General features: G+C 55.1%; 22 protein-coding genes and 1 tRNA gene. 4 read left to right on the top strand and 19 right to left on the bottom strand.

Annotation, left to right across the window (positions count from 1 at the left end; genetic code table 11):
- Window positions 1-9 precede the first annotated feature (9 nt).
- The gene (locus MNU25_RS12390) at window positions 10-735 is read left to right on the top strand and encodes a Crp/Fnr family transcriptional regulator (RefSeq protein ID WP_240985354.1); all 726 of its coding nucleotides are present in this window, start codon (window positions 10-12) and stop codon (window positions 733-735) included.
- Between the two features lie 222 nt (window positions 736-957).
- Here the strand turns inward: MNU25_RS12390 and MNU25_RS12385 are convergent, their stop codons facing one another.
- Window positions 958-1,593: a 4Fe-4S dicluster domain-containing protein gene (locus MNU25_RS12385; RefSeq protein WP_240985353.1), complete on the bottom strand. Its 636-nt coding sequence runs from the start codon at window positions 1,591-1,593 to the stop codon at window positions 958-960.
- Between the two features lie 260 nt (window positions 1,594-1,853).
- On the opposite strand from MNU25_RS12385, the gene MNU25_RS12380 reads away from it, so the two are divergent.
- Window positions 1,854-2,816 (top strand): LysR family transcriptional regulator, encoded by a 963-nt coding sequence (locus tag MNU25_RS12380; protein WP_240985352.1) that lies wholly within the window; start codon window positions 1,854-1,856, stop codon window positions 2,814-2,816.
- 563 nt (window positions 2,817-3,379) lie between these two features.
- Here the strand turns inward: MNU25_RS12380 and MNU25_RS12375 are convergent.
- Both MNU25_RS12375 and MNU25_RS12370 read right to left on the bottom strand, forming a co-directional pair.
- Complete coding sequence (locus tag MNU25_RS12375) at window positions 3,380-3,625, bottom strand: hypothetical protein (RefSeq protein ID WP_240985351.1); 246 nt, start codon at window positions 3,623-3,625, stop codon at window positions 3,380-3,382.
- Window positions 3,626-3,780: 155 nt separating this feature from the next.
- Window positions 3,781-4,707: an ABC transporter ATP-binding protein gene (locus MNU25_RS12370; protein WP_240985350.1), complete on the bottom strand. Its 927-nt coding sequence runs from the start codon at window positions 4,705-4,707 to the stop codon at window positions 3,781-3,783.
- A 191-nt stretch (window positions 4,708-4,898) separates the two neighbouring features.
- On the opposite strand from MNU25_RS12370, the gene MNU25_RS12365 reads away from it, so the two are divergent.
- Window positions 4,899-5,195, top strand: coding sequence for a type II toxin-antitoxin system Phd/YefM family antitoxin (locus tag MNU25_RS12365; RefSeq protein ID WP_306425066.1), 297 nt, complete (start codon window positions 4,899-4,901; stop codon window positions 5,193-5,195).
- Complete coding sequence (locus MNU25_RS12360) at window positions 5,185-5,511, top strand: type II toxin-antitoxin system RelE/ParE family toxin (RefSeq protein WP_240985349.1); 327 nt, start codon at window positions 5,185-5,187, stop codon at window positions 5,509-5,511. The genes MNU25_RS12365 and MNU25_RS12360 overlap by 11 nt, the downstream gene beginning before the upstream one ends.
- Window positions 5,512-5,620: 109 nt before the next feature.
- Here MNU25_RS12360 and MNU25_RS12355 read toward each other — a convergent pair.
- From MNU25_RS12355 to trxB, 16 genes are all read right to left on the bottom strand, one after another.
- Window positions 5,621-5,696 (bottom strand) — tRNA-Lys (locus tag MNU25_RS12355).
- Between the two features lie 175 nt (window positions 5,697-5,871).
- Window positions 5,872-7,920, bottom strand: coding sequence for a transporter substrate-binding domain-containing protein (locus MNU25_RS12350; protein ID WP_240985348.1), 2,049 nt, complete (start codon window positions 7,918-7,920; stop codon window positions 5,872-5,874).
- Between the two features lie 51 nt (window positions 7,921-7,971).
- The gene (locus MNU25_RS12345; RefSeq protein ID WP_240986829.1) at window positions 7,972-8,997 is read right to left on the bottom strand and encodes a M42 family metallopeptidase; all 1,026 of its coding nucleotides are present in this window, start codon (window positions 8,995-8,997) and stop codon (window positions 7,972-7,974) included.
- Between the two features lie 2 nt (window positions 8,998-8,999).
- On the bottom strand, window positions 9,000-10,016 hold the full coding sequence (locus MNU25_RS12340; RefSeq protein ID WP_240985347.1) for a M42 family metallopeptidase: 1,017 nt from the start codon (window positions 10,014-10,016) through the stop codon (window positions 9,000-9,002).
- On the bottom strand, window positions 10,007-11,065 hold the full coding sequence (locus tag MNU25_RS12335; RefSeq protein ID WP_240985346.1) for a M20/M25/M40 family metallo-hydrolase: 1,059 nt from the start codon (window positions 11,063-11,065) through the stop codon (window positions 10,007-10,009). Before MNU25_RS12335 ends, MNU25_RS12340 begins: the two co-directional genes overlap by 10 nt.
- Before the next feature lie 120 nt (window positions 11,066-11,185).
- Entirely contained in the window at window positions 11,186-13,135 is a 1,950-nt protein-coding gene (locus MNU25_RS12330) for a penicillin-binding protein (protein ID WP_240986828.1), read from the bottom strand.
- Between the two features lie 279 nt (window positions 13,136-13,414).
- On the bottom strand, window positions 13,415-14,443 hold the full coding sequence (locus MNU25_RS12325) for a rhomboid family intramembrane serine protease (RefSeq protein WP_240985345.1): 1,029 nt from the start codon (window positions 14,441-14,443) through the stop codon (window positions 13,415-13,417).
- A 118-nt stretch (window positions 14,444-14,561) separates the two neighbouring features.
- Window positions 14,562-15,056, bottom strand: coding sequence for a LysM peptidoglycan-binding domain-containing protein (locus tag MNU25_RS12320; RefSeq protein WP_240985344.1), 495 nt, complete (start codon window positions 15,054-15,056; stop codon window positions 14,562-14,564).
- 121 nt (window positions 15,057-15,177) lie between these two features.
- On the bottom strand, window positions 15,178-15,903 hold the full coding sequence (larC, locus tag MNU25_RS12315) for a nickel pincer cofactor biosynthesis protein LarC (RefSeq protein WP_240985343.1): 726 nt from the start codon (window positions 15,901-15,903) through the stop codon (window positions 15,178-15,180).
- A 12-nt stretch (window positions 15,904-15,915) separates the two neighbouring features.
- Complete coding sequence (gene larB, locus MNU25_RS12310; RefSeq protein WP_240985342.1) at window positions 15,916-16,683, bottom strand: nickel pincer cofactor biosynthesis protein LarB; 768 nt, start codon at window positions 16,681-16,683, stop codon at window positions 15,916-15,918.
- Window positions 16,680-17,531 carry an ATP-dependent sacrificial sulfur transferase LarE gene (gene larE / locus MNU25_RS12305; RefSeq protein ID WP_240985341.1) on the bottom strand — a complete coding sequence of 284 codons (852 nt, stop codon included), beginning with the start codon at window positions 17,529-17,531 and terminating at the stop codon, window positions 16,680-16,682. Before larE ends, larB begins: the two co-directional genes overlap by 4 nt.
- A gap of 695 nt (window positions 17,532-18,226) precedes the next feature.
- Complete coding sequence (locus MNU25_RS12300; RefSeq protein ID WP_047831789.1) at window positions 18,227-18,505, bottom strand: ferredoxin family protein; 279 nt, start codon at window positions 18,503-18,505, stop codon at window positions 18,227-18,229.
- On the bottom strand, window positions 18,502-19,797 hold the full coding sequence (locus MNU25_RS12295) for an FAD-dependent oxidoreductase (protein WP_240985340.1): 1,296 nt from the start codon (window positions 19,795-19,797) through the stop codon (window positions 18,502-18,504). Before MNU25_RS12295 ends, MNU25_RS12300 begins: the two co-directional genes overlap by 4 nt.
- A gap of 12 nt (window positions 19,798-19,809) precedes the next feature.
- Window positions 19,810-21,129: an electron transfer flavoprotein subunit alpha gene (locus MNU25_RS12290; protein ID WP_240985339.1), complete on the bottom strand. Its 1,320-nt coding sequence runs from the start codon at window positions 21,127-21,129 to the stop codon at window positions 19,810-19,812.
- The gene (locus MNU25_RS12285; protein WP_240985338.1) at window positions 21,129-21,962 is read right to left on the bottom strand and encodes an electron transfer flavoprotein subunit beta/FixA family protein; all 834 of its coding nucleotides are present in this window, start codon (window positions 21,960-21,962) and stop codon (window positions 21,129-21,131) included. The genes MNU25_RS12290 and MNU25_RS12285 overlap by 1 nt, the downstream gene beginning before the upstream one ends.
- Window positions 21,963-22,138: 176 nt before the next feature.
- Window positions 22,139-23,053: a thioredoxin-disulfide reductase gene (gene trxB, locus MNU25_RS12280; RefSeq protein ID WP_240985337.1), complete on the bottom strand. Its 915-nt coding sequence runs from the start codon at window positions 23,051-23,053 to the stop codon at window positions 22,139-22,141.
- Window positions 23,054-23,155 lie beyond the last annotated feature (102 nt).

Below are 23,155 nucleotides of genomic sequence, written 5' to 3'. Positions count from 1 at the left end.
GGTATAATAATGTCGGGGCACGGAGTCCTTAACGAAAGCCAAATTCGCCAAACGTTAGAACAGGTCCCCTTCTGGGGAAGTCTGCCTTCTGAGTTTTTCGATTTCTGGCTGACACGCGGCAGAGTTCACCGTTATGCGGCCAAACAGTATCTTTATTTTTCGGGTGATGACCCCAACGCCGTATTTGTCTTGTTGAACGGCCGCATTCAGCTTCTCCTTACCACTGAGTTCAGTGAGAAGATCCTGCGCGTTCTCGGCCCCTCCACTTTCTTTCCGGAAGTCGCCCTCGACGGCAAACCGTATCCCCAGGCGGCGCTGTCTTTGGAAAACAGTGACGTGCTCAGCCTGGACACGGAATCCTTAAAACAATTCCTGCAAACCCATCCCGCTTTGCTCTGGCTGTTTTACCGGAGTTTGGCTCTAGACGTGCGCAGGAGTTACCGGCAGATTAAGAACCTTTCCCTGGGTGACGCCCGCTTGCGCCTGGGAGCTAAATTATTCGCACTCGCCCATGCCCACGGGCAGGAAACCCCGGCGGGAGTACAGATTTCCATTCCGCTGTCGGCCACCGAATTGGCAGCCATGTGCAGCCTGGCCCGGGAATCAGTCAGCCGTATTCTGGGGGAACTGAAGCAAAGCCAAATCATTCACGTTGAGAAAAAAGAGATTACGATTCCGGATTTGGACGTGCTAAGCGGCTGGATCCGTGCCAGGGCCGAGAGAAACTCCCTGTGAAAGTATCTGTTCCCGAGCGTTAAGGGAAATATTATTTTGAACTCGGACATCGTATTTGCCTTGACAGACTATATCTCGGGAGGTTAGTCTCCGGAAGTTAGTCTCCGGACGTATCTGTCCCCGAAAATACCTGCCCTTAAAGGAATCTTTCCTTGAAAATACTTTTCTTTGAAACCGGCTCATGGAACCGCAGACCCCGAATCAGGGACCGAGACCGCAAAATCAGGGTTTGATGAGATGATGTTCTAAATAATGGCTGAGGCGTTCTTCCGGTCCGCTGTCGTCAAAATACTGGCGCAGAACCGCGAGAATCCAAGAGAGTGCCTCCTCATCAGTCGCCACTTGTCCGCTCAGCTCGCCGAAGCGTGGGTGCCTGCCCACTCTTCCGCCCTGAAGCAGTTTCCACCCGCTTTCCGCTGCGCTCAAAGCTCCGGATGGGCAGCTGCGGATACAATCCCCGCAGCCCAGGCAAGTCCCGGAGTCGAGGCTGAAGCTGCCGGACTCGAAGCTGATCACGTTCTCCAGGCAAACGCCCGCGCAAATCCGGCAATCCGTGCACAATTCCGGTTCAAAGCGAGGTTTCGCAAAACCCATCACGCCTATGTCCCTGATTTGGGGCTGGGAACAGCCGTTCGGGCAAGCGGAAATCCCTATCTTGGGCACCTGATGGTAAAGTATTCGCGGAAATTTTTCCTTGAGCTTCTGCTCGATTGCCAAGCCCTCCAGAGCCGGACGCAGCCTTTCGTTTAAATCCCGCCAAGACCTGGCAGCCTTGGGACAGCCCGGCCGGCAGTGTACTACAATATAATTCTGGGCAATATGGCTTTGGGCGTTTTCTTCCATAGTCATGTCAGTCATGTTAGTCATGTCCTCCTGCAGCGGCGCTGATTCCAGTGTATCAAACCGAATCTTGCCAAAGTGTGGTTTCAATCACAGATGGCATCCGAAGTTCGCCGAAACTGCCTGACAAATTTAGGCCTTCACCGGCTCAACCGGTCAAAGGCTGCGTAGATATTGGTAAAGTGCCGCCGCGAAATTAACTGACTTCGAAAAAACGCATAACAGGTCTGTTCAATTATTTGATTGTCTCCGGGATAACTGAAGAAGGAGTGAGACCCTTGAACTTGCATCAACTTAAGGTGTTCTATTATGTGGCCCAGTGTCTCAGCTTTTCCAAAGCGAGCGAGGAGTTGCATATCAGCCAACCCGCGGTCTCCGTCCAAGTTCGCAAACTGGAAGAAGAAACCGGCGTGGAGTTGATCGAGCAAATCGGCAAGAAGCTCTACCTGACGGAGCCAGGTGCACAGCTTAAAGGGTATGCGGAAGAGATTTTTGCGGCTGAGCGACAGGCCGAAAACATGTTGGCCGACTATCGCGGACTTAACACAGGCGAACTCATTATTGGCACCTCCTCGACTCTGGGCACGTATTACGTACCCCAACTCTTGACGGAATTTCGCCGGCATTTTCCGAAACTGGAAGTGTCTTTTAAAATGGGTAACACCGAGTGGGCGGAAGAACAGATTCTCAAGAATCAGGTCGACATGGCCTTGGTGGAACGGGACCTGGCCCATGCCTCGGATTTCAGCATGATGCCTTTTCTCAACGATCACCTGGTCGTGATCGCCGCGCCTGATCATCCTTTTGTCGGTCAGGAAATCACGGCTTCCCAACTTGCCACCCAACCCTTCATCCTGCGTGAACCGGGGTCCAACTCCCGCAAAGTTTTCCGTACCCTCATGTCCCAAAGGGGGCTGCCCATTCAAATTCTTATGGAACTGGAAAGTCCGGAGGCGATTAAGCGCCTGGTTTCTTCCGGCCTCGGTCTCGGAATTGCTTCCGCGCTGACTTTGGAATGGGAGGTGGCCTGCGGTCGGCTTAAGGTATTGCAAGTGGCAGACTTCGTCATGGAGCGGCAGTTTGCCGTCGTCTGGCACAAGGACAAAAAACCCAACCGAGCCAGCTTAGCTTTTACGGACTTTGTCTGTTGCTATACCTCCGCCCATCAGGATCTGCTCGCTGATTGTGAATGTGCCCGGAGCCCGGGTGCACCGAATATCCGGAAAATAGTTCAAGTCTGAGCCGGATTCATAGCGGAAACTGTCCGTTGCAGTAATGGACAAAAAAAACAGCCGTCTCGGCCGTTTTTTTTGCTGTCCGGCATAAAGTATAGCTTCCGGACATTCCGTGAACTACCCCCGCTTACGTTTCGCTAAGAAGCGGGGGCTTCTCGGCGAACACTTGGGCGTTGGCTTCCTGTTTCATCAATCGTTGCCCTCGTCCAGCACTCAAGGTTTCTGAGTGCTGGATTAGGTCTTACGCAATTTCCACAGGCGTAACTTCGGGCGGTTCCCGCCCTACAGAAAATCTATGTTTGGGCCATGGCGCTAAGTCCACGCTCTAAGATGAGTTTAGCACTCACTAGAAATCAGCCCTCTACTCTATATACGACTGATTATATTATACCAGAACAACTTATACCAGAACAATTTGCCAAATACTATACGCTTTTTTGTGAATGTCCATATAGCGATTCATCCCCCGCCTATAGAGGACGGGGGACTTCTCGCAAGTCATGTTAAAAAGTCCGGAACCCTCATGCCACATGTGAGACAAACTTTGCTTTCCGCTTTGCGCACGTCCTTCAAGAAGCGCGGGATGCTAGTTCGGCGCGAAGCTCGGCGATCGACTCCTGCAAGGCTTTCGTTTGAGCATCATACTGCTTGACTTTACCGCCGCCCACGTGCAGCCCTGTTTGCCTTAAGACAAAACTCTTTTCCTCTTCCAGTTCGTCCAGTTCCTCTTCCAGGTTTTTAAGCCTTCTCTCCAACGCGGCCCGGTCAAATTTGGCCAAATCCTCCACCTCAGCAACCCCTCTCTCTGTCTCCATGGTCGCGGACACCCCTCGAACTGTCCTACCACTCACGTCCGCGGTTAAATTTATTATATACGAATTCTTCCGAAAAGATCCATTGCTTTTTTGTGTCGTTTCCATAGAGTAAGCATATACAGAAAGCAGACCCTGACGCCGCTGCCGCCTGCTGTTCAAAGACAATCACCATCGCCCGCCCCGGAACCGGGATGCCGGTAGAACTCCAGGAAGATCTCTTCCAAATCCGCGTCTTTCCGGTCGATCTCTTTGACATCGATGCCTGAGAGCAGTTCCAGGAGCGGATTTAACTTGCCGTTAACCGCTAAGGTCATATGCCTGCCCAGGTCCTCAACCAGGCGCAGGCCTTCGATCCGGGCGACCCCTTCTTTTACTCTGCCGGCGTCTTCCACTGAACCGACTTCCAGTGTAAAAAGGCGCCGCCTGGACTGCCTGAGCTGAGCCATACTCTGCACGGCCGCCAGTTTTCCGGCCCGTATAATGCCCGCCTGGTCACAAGTGCGTTCGACTTCCGGAAACATATGAGAGGACATGAAAATTGTCTTGCCGCGGCTTTTTTCTTCCAGGATCATCTCGACAAAAGTTTTTTGCATTAACGGGTCCAGTCCGGAGGTGGGTTCATCTAAAATATAGATCCGGGGATCGAGCATGAAAGCGGAGACAACCCCCAGCTTTTGTTTCATCCCTTTAGACATTTTCCCGATTGGCTGTTGCGCGGGCACGGCCAATCTTTCCAGCAACCGGTCTTTCGTTTTGCGGGCCCGTGCCTGACCGCCGTGCATGCCCAGAATCAAGTTCAGAAATTCTACCCCTGACATGGTTTCCAGCAAACTGATTTCACCGGGGAGATACCCGGTTACTTCTTTGACTTTAGCAGCGTCTCGCCAAGAGTCCCAGCCGTGAACGAAAGCCCTCCCGGACTGGGGTCGGATAAAACCCATGAGCAGGCGAATCGTCGTCGTCTTGCCCGAACCGTTAGGTCCGAGAAAAGCAAAGGCTTCTCCTTCCCTGACTCGGAAAGAAAGCCCTTGAACCCCCTGTCCGCTCGAATAGACCTTGGTCAACCCCTCTGCCTTGATCATAATTTTTCGAGTTCCCTCTTCCGCATAGTCTTTTTATAAAAATCCTATGCCGGCAGCCGCGCCAGCGGAACCCCCTGCCCACAAAAAACCCCTATGGCTCATGCGGGCTGTGACCTATCAGTCTTACCGGCACGCCCTTGTTATTTTAGTCTTATAAGGGTATAATATTGATATAAATTTGACTATTGGGAGTGAGAAAAACGAGCGCAATAATTAGGTCATCAAGTGAGCTTCGGAAAAATTACAACAGTATCGCTGATATTTGCCGCAAAACAAAAGCACCAGTATTTTTAACCAAAAATGGCGTCGGCGATACAGTTATCATGGATATGGAAACATTCAACCGGCGCGAGGATGATTTGGCGACAGCCGAGCGTTTGTTTGCGACGGAGTATTCCCGTTTGCTTGGAACTCAAGGATGTACGGTTGATGAGTTCGAACGGAACATGAGGGAAGCAATCGCCAAGGGAGCGGAGCATGGAGCGTAACGAAAGGGTATATCCGGTAGTTATCGCACCCGACGCCAAGGATAGAATGTATGACCACTTTGAGTTTTTAGCACGTCTCAGCATTAACGCAGCAAACGGGCTTTTGGATGCGTTGCTTAAAGATATTTGGAATCTCCGAACCGATCCGTTCCGTTATCCTATGTATGACCGTCCCTATCTTCCAGTTGGCAAATACCGCTATATACTATCAAACAAAAGGTATCGGATCGTTTATCAGATCATTGGCAATCAAGTGTTTGTGGATGATATACAAGATTGTCGGCAAGGTGATGACAAGACCATCTTAAACAAATAATTGTAAATCATTTGCGGAGTTGGGTATTGAAATGTCCCCAAATGTCCCTTTTATGCAATCCCTGCATAAAATTAAAAACCCTGCAAGCCTTGCAGGGAACGGGTTTCTTTGGTGCGCCACCACGGGATCGAACCGTGGACCTGCCGATTAAGAGTCGGATGCTCTACCAGCTGAGCTAGTGGCGCTTGTCATTTGCGAGCGAACATTAATTAGTATACTCTAAATTTGGCTTTAGTCAAGTCCCTGGCAAGGATTCTCATATTTCTGATGATTCCCGCGCTTTCCGCGCTTCGGGCTATTTCAAGATTGTACCATCCGAATGGCGGCTAAGATGAAAGGCAAAAGGGGCATGGGCCCGCTTCAGCTTAAGTCCGCCCCATCCTGCCCGGGCAGCGAAATCGAGATCACGGTTCCCTGCCCCGGGCAGCTTTCTATTTCGATCTCACCGTTGTTCTCCGTCACGTATTGATGGACTGTTGCCAGACCCAAGCCTGTCCCATTGGGTTTGGTGGTAAAGAACGGGTCGAATACCTTATTGATGAGTTCGCGCGGAATCCCCGAACCGTTATCCTCAAGAGTCAGGAAAACTTGTTGGTCCGCTTGCCGGGCCCGAATCCACACTCTTCCTTGCCTGCCCTCGGCGGCCGGACAGGAATTAACGGCTGCCACCGCGTTCAGCAGGAGATTGAGGAGAACCTGCCGCATCTGCTGCCGATCCGCGTAGACGGTCAAATCCCCGGGAATGTCAATTTCAAAGGCAATCTGACGCGCTTCGGGTGACTTTTCCACCAGGGTGACCACACGCCCTACCGTTTCGCTCAGGGGCCAAACCTGCCTCACAATCGTCTTCTTTCGCGCCAGATCGAGCATTTCTGACACGATGCCTTCCAAGCGGTTCACTTCATCCGGCAGACAGGCCACAAGACTTTGGCGGAAATGTTCGTCTTGAAATTTGGTCGGCAAGAGTTGGATGAAACCTTTAATCGAAGTCAAGGGATTGCGGATTTCGTGGGCAATGCCGGCCGCGATCTGCCCCAATGCTTCCAGTTTATCCTGATGCTGCAGGTGCTGGCGCATATTCCATTCGTCTGTGATATCCGCAATGACGAGAACAAAGCCGCTTTTGGCATGGTCTCCGGGTTCCAGGGAGGACAGGCTCAGTTTGAGACGCCGCAGCCGGCCCCAAAGGTTAACAGTCTCTTCCCAGTCTCCGGAGACCGGATCTTGGCCAAACGCGCCCGCTTCCAACAGTTTATCAAAAGGGGAAATCGCCAAGAGGGGTTGGCCCAGGAACTCCTCCTGCGGCAACCCCAGAATCCGGGCCGCGGCCCGATTAATGGCGAGAATGTCGCCCTTGAGGTCCAGCGTAATTATCCCGCTGAAAACGCTGTTTAAAATAACTTCCTTGAAATCATGGGCTTGAATGATTTCGCTGTTGAGCTGGGCCAGGCGATCATTCACCTGGGCCAAATCCGCGGTTCGGATCTGAACCATTTTGGCGAGAGAACGGTTCCAGACGATAAAGCCAATCATCGCCAGGGCCAAGGCGAGAAAGCCGGACACGATAATCGTCAAAACCCCCGGCGGGAGGCCGGATCGGGTTAGAGAGCGGCCAAACCAGCGGGCGTAAATTTGGGCATAGGTTCCGTTGCGGCGGAGTTCGGCCAGGCCACGGTCGATTTTGGGCAGCAGAGCGGAATCTCCCTGCCTGAGAGCAACTCCATAGGGATTGGTCATCAGTGGATCGCCGACGATCTTAAGATCATTTTCCTTGTGGATTTGCTGGAGATAACAAAGGCCGGTAAGCTCATTGGCCACCACCGCATCCACTTTGCCATCCAGTAACAAGGTAAAAGCATCCTGCTGACTTTTGACCCCGACGATGGTGAGAGGGTGAACAGAGGCCAGGAGTTCATTGGCGATATCTCCCTCTTGTACGGCCACCCGGGCGTTGACCAGGTCTGACAAGTTATTGAGGTAGTGATTGTCCTGCCTGACAAACAAGACCTGGGACATGGTTAGGTACGGTGCCGAGAAGGCAAACCGGCCCTTGTCAGTCGTACTCTCGTTGAGGCCCAAGATACCATCGATCTGTTTCTTTGCCAGCGCCTCTCTGGCCTGGCTGACGGGCATGGGTTTTATCACCAAGTCGAAACCCTCGGCCCAGGACACGGCTTTCAACAAATCAACATCAAAGCCGCGGTATTGCCCGCTACGGTCCAGATATTCAAAAGGGGGATAGTTTTCGCCCCCTGCCAGCACAATCACCGGCATTTTCGCCGAACCCGTCACATCCGCGGCCAGAGGCCGTACCTCAAACAGAACCAGTGCCGGCAGGCAGAGAAGCACGAGCAAAAGCATACTCGTCCGCTTTCTGCCGGTTCGTTTTTTGCGGGTTTCTTTCTGCACCGTTCCGCCACTCCCTGCTAAGGCTCTCGGACTCACAATTTGCGGCGGCGCCTATATTCCGTCGTTTTCTTCCAACAGTGCGGACAAAAGGGCCACAGCCGCTTCCACATCGTGACGATCCACCATTTCGGAGGGAGAATGAACCCGCCTCATGGGAATAGAGACGGTTCCGGCCGGAATTCCGCCCTTGGTCAGATGAATCGCACCCGAGTCCGTGCCTCCCTTTTCCAGCACTTCCCATTGATAGTCGATCCCACGGTTCTCGGCGGTGGCCGCCATCCAGCGTTTTATCCGAGGCGGTGTCACCAAAGAGTGATCGAGGACCTTGATGCCCACCCCGGCCCCCAAGCGCACGTCCATCCGGGGAGCTTCAGGGGTGTCGCCGGTGCTCGTCGCGTCCACAGCCAAGCCCAGGTCTGGGGAGAGGGCAAAGGCCGCCACACGAGCTCCCCTCGCTCCCAATTCCTCCTGCACCGTAAAGGCGAAGGCAAGTTCTTGTTCGGATTTTGTCCGTTTAAGAGCCTCAATGGCCACAAAGCAACCGATTCGGTCGTCCAGCGCCTTTGACATAACGCGGGAGCCGAGTTCCTCATAATCCCCGACAAAAACCAGCATGTCCCCGACTCTCACGTTTTCCTCAGCCTGAGCACGCGAAGAGACGCCGATGTCAATGTAGAGCTTGGAAAGAGCGATGTCTGAGATCTTTTCAAGCTTCTCCAGACCTATCGTTCCCCCCCGCCCGTTCTTCAATCTGACGCGGCGATAGGGTAAATCAAAAATCCGCACGGCTCCCACGGCAGTAAAACGCAAGAAACCCTTTTCATCAATATGGGTCACCATGAGCCCGATTTCGTCCATATGAGCGGCGACCATAATCTTCTTGCCGTTTCCGTGGCGCAGTGCCAAGAGATTGCCCATGCTGTCCGTTTCAAGCCGGTCGCAATACGGGCTCACCGCTTCTCTGATTAGGGAGGACACCTCCTCCTCCGAACCGGAAGGTCCGAAAGCCTGGCAAAGCCGTTTCAAAAGAGCATAATCCAACGGGTTTTCTCCCGGGGAGACCGTTTGCTTTGTCATAGTCAAATTTCTTTCACTCCTTCCCTAAGCAGGGCATCCACCAACTCGACTGTCGCCTTAAAATCAGCCTCCGCCGCAATCGAGGCCCAAGAATGAATGTAGCGGCAAGGTACGCTGAGTGCGAGCGTGGGAACCCCTTTTTGGCTGAGATGAATGACACCGGCGTCATTGCCGCCGCTGCTTCCCCGGCGGAATTGAAGCGGAATTCCCCGGCGGCGGGCTATCTCCTCCGTCTTGCGCACCAGCCGGGGGGCATAAAGGGTTGCCTTATCCATGAGAGAACAGGCAGGTCCCCGACCCAACTGCGTGACCCAATCCTTGTCTTTGACCTCAGGCATATCGGCGGAAACCGTTCCTTCCACCACGATGGCAAAGTCGGGTTCCAACCGGAAAGCCGCCACTTTGGCCCCGCGTAAGCCTACTTCTTCCTGGACCGTAAAAACCCCGGCCAAGGGCAGGTCGTAGTCCCTTTGCAGAACCTCAGCCAGAACGGCACAGCCTATGCGGTCGTCCAGAGCCTTCCCTTTAAAATACCCTTCGCCAAGCATTTCAAACTCCGTGTCAAAATAAGCATAATCCCCCAGCCGGACGACGCTTTCCGCTTGCTCTTTCGATTTGGCCCCGATATCGATGCAGAGTTTGTCAAAATCCGGCGCCTTTTGCCGTTCCAGAACCTTGGTCAGGTGAATCGCTTTTAAACCTATGACTCCCGCGAGCTGCTCCGGACCGATTTTTACCGTTTTCGCCGGGAGAATTCTCGGATCCATACCTCCCACCGGCTGAAATTTCAGCAAGCCCTCCGGGGTGATTCCCGTAATCATTAAGGCGACTTCATCCATGTGAGCCGCCAACATCACCAGGGGACCCGGCACCCGGCCCTTTTTACGCACGATGAGGTTGCCCAGCGTATCCACGACCACCTTGTCCGCAAAAGGTTCGAGTACTTGCCGCAAATAGTCTCTCACCGGTTTCTCCTCTCCCGACGCACCGTTGAGTTCACTCAGGGCTTTCAAAAGCATAAAAGTTCCTCCCCTTCTTCGGGCAAATCGGCGATGAACTCTGCCAGGAGCTTTCCCGTCAAAACCACATCCTGAAGGTCCAGGGTTTCGACTGAGGTATGCATGTAACGCAGGGGAACAGAGAGCAACCCCGTGGGAATCCCCTCCCGGCTGACCTGCATCGTCCAAGCATCCGTACCCGAAGTGCCCGGGATGGGTTCCACCTGATAGGGCAGGCGGGCGCTCCGGGCCGTCTCCACCAGTTGCCGGTAGATGGCGGGATGGATATTGGCCCCCAGGGCGATAGCCGGTCCTTTGCCCAATTCCAAGGCGGCGGGGCTATCCGGCCCGGCCGCGTGGGTCACGTCAATGGCTATGCCAAGATCCGGATGCAGGGAAAAGGCAGCGGTCAAGGCTCCCCGTAAACCCACTTCCTCCTGGGCGGTTGCCACAGCCACGACGTTGGGTTGAAAATTCCGTTCTGACAACTCTTCCAGGCATACGGCCATAACGGCTACACCGGCCCGGTCGTCGAAGGCCTTTCCGGCCAGAACCTGATTGAGCAGTTTCCGGACACGGCGCTTGATCGTAATGATATCTCCCACCTGAATGAGCGCGCGTGCCGCCTCAGCTGGCAGGGCGACATCCACACCCAGGTTCTCCATTCTCAGGGCTTGACCGACCTCAGTCGCGCGAAGCAAGTGAGGGGGCATCGAACCGATAACTCCAGCGACCTCTCTCCCGCCGTGGATCACGACTTCCTGCCCCAAGAGGGTTCGCGCGTCAATCCCCGCGACATCAGTGAAGCGGACAAAACCCCGTTCGTCTACTTGCGTGACCACCAAACCAACCTCATCCATGTGCGCCGCCAGCATCACGGTATATTTTCCGCTCTTCCCATCTTTGCCGGCGTATAAATTTCCAAACTTATCCGTGTAGACCCGGTCTGCCCAGGCGGAAAATTCCTTTTCCAGGAACGGAGCCAAGCTTGACTCGTAACCGGAGACCCCGCTGCCCTCGGAGAGTACCCGCAGAAAGTTTTCAGTACGCTCCATCTGTGTGTCTGCCATGTCTGTCACCCCTTCACCCGGAATGTGGATCGTCATCCGCGAGGATGTTTATGGCCGCGTTTCATCCCGGTCATCCGCTGACCGACGAATGGAACATGGCCTTGACCCGGTCAAGCGTCCCTAAGGGGACTGCCCCAGGACGGCAAATTTTACTTCGACTCGGGTGCCCTTAGGCACAACCTTCCCCGGCGCCGGGCTCTGCCGGACGACCAAACCGACACCCTGAAAATTAAAGTGAAGCTCGGCCTTACCCAGGGTTTCTCCCGCCTGGCGCATAGTCAATCCCGTCAAATCGGGAACGACCGTCTCTCCCACTGCAGGGGTACCCTGCGGCACCACCGGTTTCGGCGAGGGGCGAACCGGAGTATTCCCCGGCAGGGTGACCGTACTCTGGGTATTTTGCGCCACCGGTACGCCAAAATGCCGCAAAGCCCCTTCGAGAATCGCTTGGGCGCGGGGGCCGCCGAGCGGACCCCCGTCGTGAACGGGCCCCCGGGGGCTGTCGATCACGATCAGCAGCGCAATCTTAGGATTTTCCGCCGGCGCGTAGGCCGCAAAAGAAGCGATATAGTCTTTGTTCGAATAGCGCCCGGTCTTTGGGTCCACTTTCTGGGCCGTCCCCGTTTTTGCCGCCACATTGATGCCGGGAATGGCCGCCAGATAGCCTGTCCCTTTGCGGACTACGTTCTCCAACACCTGCGTCATTTCGGTCGCCGTTTCCTGTGAAATGACCCGCCGCACGACCGCCGGTTTGTTCCGGCTGACGACCTGCCCGTCCGGGGTTGTGATCTTGTCCACAATGTAAGGCTTATAAAGTGTACCCCCGTTGGCTACGGCACAAATCGCCGTCAGGAGTTGGATTGGAGTCACCATATTGGCCTGCCCGAAAGACATAGTGGCCAACTCCACGGGACCTGCCTTATCCTGCGGCACGAGAAGCCCGCTCTCCTCTCCCGCGATGTCCACCCCGGTCTTCTGACCGAAGCCGAAAGCTCTGAGATATTTGTAAAAAGAACTCATGCCCAGTTTCAACCCGACTTGGGCCAGGACCACATTGGAAGAGCGTTCCATACCCTGGGTGAAAGTCGCCTTGCCCAGCGGTTGAGTGCTGGAATCCCAATTCTTAATGACGCGCCCGTCCACGTTCAGGTAGCCCGGATCATTGAATTTCGAGTTCGGCGTAATGGTGCCTTCCTCCAGGGCCGCCGAGCCGGTAACGATCTTAAAAGTGGAGCCCGGTTCGTAGATCTTGCTGATGGCCCGGTCTTTTCGCTGCTCCGGCGTGGTGCTTGTGTAGTGATTGGGGTCAAAACTGGGCCGCGTATCCAGGCCCAGAATCTTTCCTGTCTTGGGGTCCATGGCGATAATGGTCACGTTTTTGGCCTTGGTTTGCGCTTCTAAGATATCCAGGTTTTGATCGATCAGATACTGAATCGTGGGGTCCAAGGTCAAAGTCAGGTTATCCCCGGGTATGGGCGGATCATTGACGCTGGAAGCGTCCACGACGGATTGGCGGCCGGTGTCCGTTTCGGTAGAAGAGAACCCCGGGGTTCCATAAAGATCTTTGTCATAATAGGCCTCTATCCCTTCCACCCCATGTCCCGCCATATCGACGATGCCCAGAGCTGAAGCGGCGACGGAACCCATGGGATAGACCCGTTCCTCTTCGTCGCTGAAGGTGATGCCCGGAATTTTCAGCCGGGCAATTTCTTCCGCCTTCTGAATATTAACTTGGTGAGCCAAGCTCACCCATTGCAGGTTTGTCTTCTCTAACTGGGTCAGGATTGACTGAGTGTTCTGCCCCAGAATCCCGGCCAGCCTACCGGCGATCTCCTGTACAGACATCTTGGTGTACTGCTTTTTGTCAATCATTCCGGCTAATTGCTTTGGGTCGGCACTGACTCCTTTGACGGGCATACTTTGTGCCAGGACATGCCCCGCGGAATCAAAGATCTTTCCTCTCGCCGGCAGCAGGCTCTGGTCAACCGTGCGCCGAATCAGTCCCTTAGCCTGGAGTTCTGCAGCCTGAACAACCTGGAACAGGAACAGCCTGCCAATCACCAAAACCATGACCAGAGTCAGGGGGATATAGACCCATTTCTCCCTGGAAAAGTAATGATCCTCGTGACGTCTGGACAAATAAACACCCCTTCCTTCGGGACTCTCTCCATTATAGCATAATTGAAGCCCATGCTTTCCCAACTATCGATGGCAATTGTTATAAACCACCTTGCTGAGAAATCATGGACTCTGCCTCTATTCTTTCCGGCAAAGAGAAAAGAATTCGCAGCTTGCGGCCTAAAGCCTTTGTAGTTTTTTCTAGAAATGGAAAGAAAGATACGCTGGTGCTTACGGCCGGTGGTTATTGGCAGACCCGGCGCCTCTTACCGACAAGAAGGTATGCGAGAGAGCGGCCAGGATCAAGCCGGACATAAGTCCCCCCAGATGGGCGAAATTGTCAATCTCCGGTTGGATTATGCCCAGAATCAAATTAACCGCGATAATGACGATGAGATTGATCCCCAAACCGGAGCGCCAAAGCTGCGGACGACGCCAACTGTAGAAGAGCAGCGCCCCCAGCAGGCCGAAAATGGCCGCCGACGCTCCGGCCGAAACGGCCGGGGAAAAGAGATAGCTGCTGAGATTTCCCCCTATGCCGCTGAGAAGGTAGATTAACAAGTAAACCCAATGTCCGAACAGCTTTTCGGCAAAAGGTCCGATAACCCAAAGGGCATACAGGTTGAAGGCAAGATGAAAGAATCCAATATGAATGAAATTCGCAGTTAGCAAACGCCAGATTTGCCCCTCTCGGATCAGGCTGTCCACTTTCGCTCCGAAAGCCACCAAGACCGCCATATGAGTAGAACCTCCGGCCCAGGTCATAAGGGCAAAAACGGCGATTATGGCGGCGATCAGGGCGTAGGTCACCACAGGGACAAATTTTGCCTCGGGGGAAGCCGAACTATGTAAGCCCAGGAAAGTGCGCTTAGCGGACTCCCGGCCAAAAGGCGGTTCCGCGTAAGTGCCCTCAGCAATCTGTCGGAACCAGGCGACCATACCCCGGTCCCGCGGCGCCGGAAACGGGAAGACATTTCCCTGAGCGAGGTCCCAGAACCAAAATTGTGTCCCCGCGGGCACTTTTTTCAGCATTTGGGAATCGACTCCGGCCGAACAAAAGACAATCGCCTGCCAGTACCGTATGCCGGCGTAAGCGCTTTTCGGCGGGGCAAAACCGATCTCTTCCCGGTAATCCGCCGGATACCTGAGTAAAGCCAACCCCCTATGTCCGCTTTCATCCAGGGCGATTACCCATTTTTCCGCCGTGAACTCGATTTTCCAACCATTTTGCCCCAGGACAGATAAAAAGTACTCGAACATCGCCTCTCCTTTCCCGAGCCAAAGGCCGGGCGGGCATTCAACCCGACCCGGCACTCCTCTCCGACGTATCTCCGGGGATGTTTCCAAACCTGACTTCATGAAAGTCGCACCGGGATCCTTACCACCTGGGGATCAAGAGCCGCTCCCCGGGATAAATCAAGTTGGGATTGCCCAAATGGTTGTATCCGGCCAGTTCCCGCCAATCCAGTCCGTAACGGCGGGCAATTTTGTAGACTGTTTCTCCTTTGCGTACGATGTGCACATGGGCCTGATAATAGGGCTCACGTTCCATTTCGATTTCGGTGTGTCCGAAGTGAACCGGAGGGCAGCCGGGCATATCGTATTCTGTGGTGGTAGCTCTGACGCTTTCGGCCATGCCCGGAGCGGCCATCCCTTCGTAGCCGCCGACACCGGTCTCACTATACATGCCCGGATGGGCGTAACCGGATACCTCGGGCATTCCTTCCATACCTGGCATGCCGGCGGGGCCTGCCATACCCATCATCGGGGCTTGCATAGGCATCTGGGTTTGCATGGCCATCGGGGCTTGCATAGGCATTTGAGCTTGCATAGGCATTTGAGCGGCATAGGCCTGACGTTTGCCAAAGAACATTTCCATTCCCCCTATACTTTTAAGTCAATCGAATGTCTCCGAGAATGTCCCTGAGAATCTCTTTTCTAATATAAAAGTATGGGTTTTATGGAATCTAGTGCCTGTACTTGGAGATATTTTCTTAAATTTCCCCTTGGACGGCCCTAAGGAGGCTAGGGAGACCGTAATTATTCTTACCGCTGCCGTAACCCACTTTTGCCACAGCCATCTCCGGAAACTCTCCTTGCTCGGCCAGCGCGGCCAGCAAGGCGGCGCCGGTGGGCGTGACAAGTTCGCCCTCAACCCCGGACTCCCGGAAGCGGAACCCTGCCAGAATTTCCAAGGCAGCGGGTGCGGGCACCGGCAGGGTTCCGTGGGCGCAGCGGACAAAACCGCGGGACCAGGGCAGAACGGAAACCCGGATTCTTTGGATATTCAACAGATCCAGGGCGACAACCGTCCCCACGATATCTACCAGCGAATCCACGGCTCCCACCTCGTGAAAGTGCACTTCCTCAACGGTTGTTCCGTGCACCTTGGCCTCCGCCCGGGCCAAAACCCCGAACACCTTCAGTGCGTTCTCCCTGGCTGTCTCCGTCAGCCCCCCTCCCGCGATCATTTGCCCGATCTCCTTGATTCCCCGGTGAGGCGGCCCTTGAGCTTCGGAACCCTGTTCGATTCTCACGTCCACATCTGTGGCTTGGATTCCCTGCACCCGGCGCAGGTCCACCGCGAGCTCGAATTCGTGCAGCCCCGTAGAACGCAAGCTCTCCGTGATCGCAGCCGGGTCGGCACCTAAGGCGATCAATGAGCCCAAAGCCATATCGCCGCTGATCCCGGCAAAAGCATCCCAATACAAAATACGCAAACCGTGAACCTCCTATCGCTGTGCTCCGTGTATTCTGCGCACAATCGCCGAAGCCAAGGAAGCTGCCCCAAAGCCATTGTCGATATTGACCACTCCGATACCGGACGCACAACTGTTCAACATGCTGAGAAGGGCTGCCAGCCCCTGAAAATGCGCCCCGTAGCCGACGCTGGTCGGAACGGCAATCACGGGCTGGGCCACCAGCCCGGCCACCACACTGGCCAGGGCTCCTTCCATGCCTGCCACCACGATGATCACATCACTGCTTTCCATGAGCTTTTGTTGATCCAGCAAGCGGTGCAGCCCGGCCACGCCCACATCGAACAGAGTTTGCACACCATGCCCCATAAAACGGGCAGTGATCACCGCTTCTTGCGCAACAGGCAAATCTGCGGTGCCGGCCGTCATGACGAGAATCCTGCCGCTGGAACGGGCGGACTCGGGGAACGGCCGCAGCCAGAGACAATGGGCCAAAGAATCATATTGAGCCCGCGGCAGGCGGGCAAGAACCGTCTCCGCCTTTTCGGGAAGCAAACGCGTCGCCAAAACATTGACACCATGGGCTCCCAGGTGTTCAAGGATGGCCAGGATTTGCTCCGTCTGCTTGCCTTGACAAAATACGACCTCCCCTTGGCCCGTACGTAAAGCCCGGTGATGATCGAGCCTGGCAAAGCCTAAATCTTCGTAAGGCAGCTTTTTCAGGGCACTCAAAGCCTCTTCAACCGGAGTGACACCGCTTTGGACCCCGGCCAGGAGCTCGCGGATGCTCTCCTCGTTCATGCCACCCCTCCCGGCGGGTTTAGGCTGCCTGAGCGCAGCCCCATCAGATCGAGCGTGACAAAGCGGAAGCCCAGATCCTGCAGGAGAGCCGCCAGAGACCGGTACTCCGCCAAGAAACCCTCAAACCGGCTCGGCGGGATTTCGATGCGGGCCAAATCGCCGTGCACCCTCACTCTGCACTCCTCAAAACCGTGCTTGAGCAGGACCTCCTCCGCCCGTTCCACCGTCCTGAGCACATGATCCTCAAGCGGCACCCCGTAAGGGACGCGGGTGGCCAGACAAGCCATGGCCGGCTTATTCCAGGTCGGCAGACCGCGCCGCCGGGACAGTTCACGGATTTCCCCTTTGGTCAAGTCCACTTCCAGTAAGGGGCTGAGCACACCCAGCTCGCTTAAAGCCCGTCGTCCGGGACGAAAGTCGCTCTGATCGGAGAAATTCGTACCGTCAAGAACCGAGGGCAGGCTTAGTTGCCGAGCGAAAGCCAAGATGCGGCCGAAAATCTCTTTCTTGCAATGATAGCACCGCTCCGGGGGATTGGCAGCGAATTCTGCCGAGGAAAGGACATCGATCTCGAGTACGTTAAGGGGGAAACCCAACCGCTTAGCGAGGTTCAGCGCCTCGCTTCTTTCGCGTTCCGCCTGCATGGCCCCCGTGACCAAGACAGCCCGGGCCCCGTCCGCCAGGACCTCTTTAGCCACTGCCATCAGATAGGTCGAGTCCACCCCGCCGGAATAGGCGATGAGGACCCGGCCCAGCCCAGCCAGGTACTGCCTCAACCTTTCTTCCTTTCCTTCGCTCCCCGCGTTTTCCGGGTCATTTTGGTTTTCCGAGTTATTTTTGTTTGCCATCTCATTCTTCCCTCTGCCATCTGTCTCTTGTACTTCTCTTCATGAATATCGGCGCCCCACCGGCTGCCTGTCCCTCTCTTATCTTCTGAACGTCCTCCTCTCATTCTAGCGAAAGGGCCGGCTCCTGTCAAAACAGAAGCCGGCCTGAAAATCCGGGCAGACCCTATTCAGAGAGTGAACTACCCCCGCTTACGTTTCGCTAAGAAGCGGGGGCTTCTCGGCGAACACTTGGGCGTTGGCTTCCTGTTTCATCAATCGTTGCCCTCGTCCAGCACTCAAGGTTTCTGAGTGCTGGATTAGGTCTTACGCAATTTCCACAGGCGTAACTTCGGGCGGTTCCCGCCCTACAGAAAATCTATGTTTGGGCCATGGCGCTAAGTCCACGCTCTAAGATGAGTTTAGCACTCACTAGAAATCAGCCCTCTACTCTATATACGACTGATTATATTATACCAGAACAATTTATACCAGAACAATTTGCCAAATACTATACGCTTTTTTGTGAATGTCCATATAGCGATTCATCCCCCGCCTATAGAGGACGGGGGACTTCTCGCAAGCCATGTTAAAAAGCTCTCGCAGTTACAAAGTCCCGACTGCGGCCGGGAGCGTTCTCCGGAGATCGTTAATCTCCCCGCGGGAAGAAACGAAGCAGCAGAGCCGGCAGGCACCGGCTCCGCTGTCCACAGACCGACTCAGCCGTTTTTCCAAGAGACTCCGAAGCCGCCGCGCGGATAGCCCCAGAGAATGTTGCCGTAAGGGCACCCTACCCGGCAGGTCCCGCACTCCAGGCAACCCTCATAGCCCACGGAAATACGCTTCTCTTCGTCATCCCAATCATAAACGTGGGCGGGACAGATCCTGGTACAGGGTTTGTCCTGACATTTCAGGCAAACCGCAGCATCCGCAATCTTGATGTGGTTTAGGGTATCCGTATTGAAACGGACCAAGTATAATTTGTCGTCTAATTTCATTTGAGAATCGCCCTCCACGCTCCGAAGACGTCCGAAACGAGTCCGCCCTTGGCCCGCTTTTCGAAAACCATCTTCATGATTTGTTTTTGACGTTCCTTCTTGGATGTCTCATCCGCAGTGAAGTAGAGGTGCATGGCATTGGCCGCGATTTCGGGGTAGACCTTGAGGAAATGCGGATGCGTCTCGAAGAAACGGCCGAGGCGCCGGAACTTATAAAGATCCTTCACCACGAAACTGTCCCGCATCCGCTGCTCATAAAGACTCATTCCCTGGTCGCTCAAATCCCCGGACTGGATGCACTGAGCCGCCACTTCGCCCGCCATTTTACCGGATGTCATGGCCAGGTTGGAGCCCTCACGGTTGAGTCCGTTGACCAACATGGCTGTGTCGCCGACGACCAAAACCCCCTGGCGGTGCAATTTTGGCATGGCGTTATAGCCGCCTTCCGGAATGAGGTGAGCCAGATACTCTTTCGTCTCTCCTCCTTGAATTAAGCGTTTGACGTAAGGTTTGGCCTTCAGGGCCTCAAGCAGATCATTGGGCGTCCACTTCGTGCGAATCAAGGGTTCCAGCAAAGCACCGACCCCGATAGAGAGGGAATCCTTGTTGGTATAGATGAAAGCCGTACCCATCATGCCCTGAGTGGAATCCCCAAACAGCTCGATGGTCGCTCCCTGCCCGGGTTCCAGGCAGAAACGGTCTTCCAGCTTCTCTTGCGGCAATTGGATGATTTCTTTAACCGCCACGGCCACTGTATCCGGTCGCATCTGCGGAGCCAGGCCGGCTTTTTTGGCGATAAAAGCGTTCACTCCCTCGGCCAGAATAACCACTTTCGCGCCCAAATCTCCTTCGGCACGACCGGTGCGCACGCCTACGACATTGTCCCCTTTGTAAAGAAGATCCTCGACGACCGTTTCCGTAATAATCATCACGCCGGCTTTTTCCGCCTGTTGGGCCAACCAGCGGTCAAACTTCACGCGCAAAACCGTGTGGGCGTTATAGGGAGCCTGAGCCCAAACGGGATCGCGATATCCGGCCAGAATCGTCTCGTCCCCGCTGAGGAAGCCATAGCGCTGCTCGATCACCGGCCGCTCTAAGGGAGCGCTTTGCCAAAAATCCGGCACGACGGCTTCCGTAGCCTTGGTGTAAAGCACTCCGCCCATGACGTTTTTGGTACCCGGATAATCCCCGCGCTCGATAACCACCGTCTTCATGCCCGCCTTGGCAGCACTGAGCGCGGCAGACAGGCCGGCCGGACCGCCGCCGACGACGATCACATCAAAGTTTTCCATGTTTGCCCCTCCTTAATTTGCCACGCCGTGCTGAAGGCGCTTCTTAAATTCGGCCGTTAGCAGCGGAACCACTTGGAATAGGTCCCCTAGGATACCGTAATTGGCCACCCGGAAAATTCCCGCCTCCGGATCATTGTTAACGGCAATGATGTAGTCGGAAGTCTCCATGCCGACCAGGTGCTGGATCGCACCGGATATGCCGATGGCTATATAAACCTTCGGACGGACGGTCACCCCGGTTTGTCCCACCTGATGATCATGTGACATCCAACCTGCTTCCACGACACCGCGGGTACAGGCCAAAGTCGCACCCAGGCTGTCCGCCAGTTCTTCCACCAGGGGCAGGTTTTTCTGGGAAGCGATTCCCAGGCCGACGGCAACAATGATCTCGGCCTTGTCCAAGAAGATGCTTTTGGCGTCTCCGGGAATAAACTCCAGGACTTTCGTCCGGATCTCGTCTTCCGTCATAGATTGCTGTTCGCGGACTATTTCTCCGCTGCGCCCTTCCACTCTGGCCGGCATAGCCATCACCCGGGGGCGGACCGTCGACATCTGCGGCCTCCGGCTGCGGCAGAGAATCGTGGCCATAATGTTGCCGCCGAAGGCCGGGCGGGTTTGCTGGAGAAGCTTGGTCTCGGGATCAATACCGAGCACGGTGCAGTCGGCCGTCAATCCGGTTCTCAAACGGGTGGCCACGGCGGGAAAGACATCCCGGCCGATAGCGGTGGCACCCATAAGTATGATTTCCGGCTGATATTTTCGTACCAGACCTGTGATCGCTTCGGCATAAGGTTCCGTGCGGAAATTCTCCAAAACCGGGTCGTCAATGACATAGACTTTTTCCGCCCCGTAGGCAAAGGCCTCCCTAATGACGTGATCGACCTGATAGCCGGTGATGACGGCGCACAACTCACAGCCTATGACATCAGCCAGTTTACGGCCTTCGCCCAAGAGTTCCCAGGAAACCGGGGCGATTCTGCCGTGGTTGTATTCGACAATGATCCAGACGCCGCTCCAAACGTCTCCCCCGGCCACCGGCGCGGATTTGGCCGCATTCGTCTTAGCATAGTCTTGGACCGCTTTGGGCAGGGGTTCTTTGGCATTAAACTCTTTGGCTGCACCGGCATCCGCTTTCTTGGCGGCCGGAGCGGCGGCTTTAGCCTCCAAGCTCAGGGCATTGGCCGGACAGACCGTAACACAGCTCCCGGTTTCTTTACATTTTGCCGGGTCGACCGTGGCAGTCCCATCCACCAGGTCCAAAGCTTCAACCGGGCACTCGACCACACAGGCTCCGCACCCGATGCATTTTGTCTTGTCAACAACAACAGACATTAAGCCCTGCCTCCCTTCACTGCGGGATGAACCATAATAATATTCTCTTGAAACACTTTTTCAACCAGGTTGGCCACTGCGCCTTTGGGATCCGTCGTGGCGTCGATGCGCTCCCCGCCGCTGCGACCCGGAGGCGGGAAAATCCTGGAGACGCTGGTGGGCGAGCCTTTTAACCCCATTTCTGCCGTATCATAAGGCAGGGACTTGGCATCCCACATTTCCGGCTCGTAGACGGCGGCCTTCATCATGTCAGGCAGCGTCGCGTAGCGAAGTTCATTCATTTCCTTCTCCACCGTGATCAACGCGGGCAGCAAGGCCTTGGCCACTTCCCGGCCTCCCTCCGTTTTCCGCTCCACGGTCACGGAAGTATTGTCAATCTCACGAACCCTGATCCCGTAAGTCAGCTGCGGAAAACCGAGCCGTTGGGCAATTCCCGGTCCGGTCTGCGCCGTATCCCCGTCGATCGCTTCTTTGCCTGTAAAGACAATGTCAATGGGTTCTTCCGCATGAATCTTCTGGATGGCCACCGTCAGGATATAAGCGGTGGCCAGAGAGTCCGAACCGGCAAACCCCCTGTCGGTCAGCAGAATCGCCCGGTCAGCTCCGAAAGACATGGCCTTGCGCAGGGCCTCCTTGGCTTGAGGCGGCCCCATGCTGACAATGGTCACCTTGCCTCCCATTTTGTCCCTGAGGCGGATGGCCTCTTCCAGGGCGTGGGCATCATACGGATTAATAATTGAAGGAACGCCCTCGCGCATGAGGGTGTTCGTATTCGGGTCGATCCGAACCTCCGAAGTGTCCGGAACCTGTTTCAAACATACCACGAAGTGCAAATTGATCCCTCCCCTATTGCTTTATGATACACTATACCCCACTGCCGATCGCGGACATTTTTCCACACATGTACATGATAGTACAACCCCTGAAAAAAAACAAGAAATCTTTAATGGTTGGCAATAGCCCAAAAAAAACAGAGGGCGAAAGTGCTCTTGCCCCCTGTGCCGTGAACCTATTCCTGCTCCGTCAAGTATTTCTCAACTTGAACGGCAGCCAGAGCCCCATCGCCGACCGCCGTCGCCACCTGGCGCAGCGGTGTGGTCCGGATATCGCCGGCGGCGAAGACACCGGGAATATTGGTGCGCAGCAATGCGTCGGTGACGATATAGCCCCGTCCATCCGCGGTCAGCCCGTCATGGGCGAACTGGGCGTTCGGCTCGGTACCCGCGTAGATGAAAACCCCATCGGCGGGCAGGTCCTGCCTTTCCCCGCTGACCACATTCTTGATCCTGACTCCTTCCACCTTGTCTCCGCCTTTGATCTCTTCCACCACGCTGTCCAGGAGAAAACGGATTTTCTTATTTTCCCTGGCCCGGTCCACCGCGATCTGGGCCGCGCGGAACCCTTGTCTCCGGTGCACGATCACGACCTCGGCGGCAAATTTGGTCAGGTACGCCCCTTCTTCCAAAGCCGCGTCCCCGCCTCCCACGACAACGACCCGTTTATCGCGGAAGAAGGCCCCGTCACAAGTCGCACAGTAAGAAACGCCCCGGCCGCGGAAAACATCTTCTCCCGGAACTCCCAAAGAACGCGGCTTGGAACCGGCGGCAATGATCACAGCCTTCGCCTCATGGCTTTGCACATCCGTAATTACACGTTTGACTGGGCCCTCCAAATCCAGCTTTTGTACTTCTTCAAAGATGAAGTCCGCTTTAAAAGCCAAGGCCTGTTGATGAAAGGCGTTCATGAGCTCATAGCCGCCGATGCCCTCGGGAAAGCCCGGATAATTCTCAATCTTCTCCGTGGAAGCGGCCTGCCCGCCCGGCATTCCCAATTCAAGAATTCCGGTTTTAAGCCCGCCCCTGGCCGCGTAAATCCCCGCTGTCAACCCTGCCGGACCTGCTCCGATAATAAGGAGATCAAACATTTATCAACACCCCCAAAAACATAATACCCCCAAAGGGTATCCCGGGATTATGGCATTAGTATACCATAACCCCAGAGAATACAAAACTATTTTTCCCGGCAG

Origin of the sequence: Acididesulfobacillus acetoxydans (assembly GCF_902729405.1) — a bacterium.
GTDB lineage: Bacteria > Bacillota > Desulfitobacteriia > Desulfitobacteriales > Desulfitobacteriaceae > Acididesulfobacillus > Acididesulfobacillus acetoxydans.
Note: the sequence above shows the minus strand (reverse complement) of the source record. Positions and strands in the feature narration are given on the sequence as shown.